The organism is Pseudomonas sp. K8 (genome assembly GCF_014889455.1).
In the GTDB taxonomy this organism is placed as follows: Bacteria; Pseudomonadota; Gammaproteobacteria; order Pseudomonadales; family Pseudomonadaceae; genus Aquipseudomonas; species Aquipseudomonas veronii.
Map to the genome: position 1 here is coordinate 1 of NZ_VJWO01000131.1, position 855 is coordinate 855.

The 855-nt window shown below is 66.5% G+C and carries 1 protein-coding gene; it reads right to left on the minus strand.

The annotated features are described in order from the left end of the window. Positions 1-307: 307 nt before the first annotated feature. On the minus strand, positions 308-855 hold a 548-nt coding region (locus INT12_RS30550), incomplete at its 5' end, for an EamA family transporter (protein WP_226926391.1).

Genomic DNA, 855 nt, shown 5'->3' on the forward strand with positions numbered 1-855 from the left:
GTTGTAGACATAGTGCTCGCCAACTCCCAGCGACTCTGCACGCTCGTACATCTCACTGGCGTTGCACATGTAGCAAGGCCGTGCAATCGGGTCATCCAGCCTTTCCTCGGCGGCGACCTGGAACGGTAATGCTGCCAACAGCAGCCATCCAAACTTCCTCATCATCTGCTCCCTGATTGCCCGCACACGCGGGTCATGGCAGTTCAGCAGTCTCGGGTAGCTGTGGATATCGGAACGGTTGGAATATCAACGCGGTGAACGCGTCATTCGGAATGATGCGATGCACGCAGCCACGCAGGGCGTGGCTCTACGGTTGCCGCATCCCACGTAGTGCCACGCCCTGCGTGGCAGCGCGAACCCCGGCCGATCGACCACCCCAAGGGTAGAGCCACGCCCTGCGTGGCTGCGGGGTGTCCGGCCCGCGCGGCAGCCGACGAACGCGACCGCTGGACAACCCCGCCACCGGGGACCCCGAGACCATCTTGCGCAGCCGGCCGTTCGGCCCGAACGAGCAGCCCAGCCCCCGCGCGACCCACGGTGGAGTGCCGGCGTCGAGGGTCAGCCACGCCACGCCCAGTGCGGCGCAGCCCACGGCCAGCCACTGCAGGCCGCGCAGGCGCTCCTTGAGCACCACCACGCCCAGCACCACGCTCACCAGCGGGTTGATGAAGTAGCCAAGGCTGGTTTCGATCACATGCCCGGCGTTGATCGCCCAGATGTACAGGCCCCAGTTAAACGCGATGGCCATGCTGCTCAGGGCCAGGGTGGGCAGCGCGCGCGGCTGGGCGGCAATCTGCTTCCACCAGCCGGTGCCGTTGCTCAGCAGCAGCCAGGCCACCACCAGCACCGTGCTCC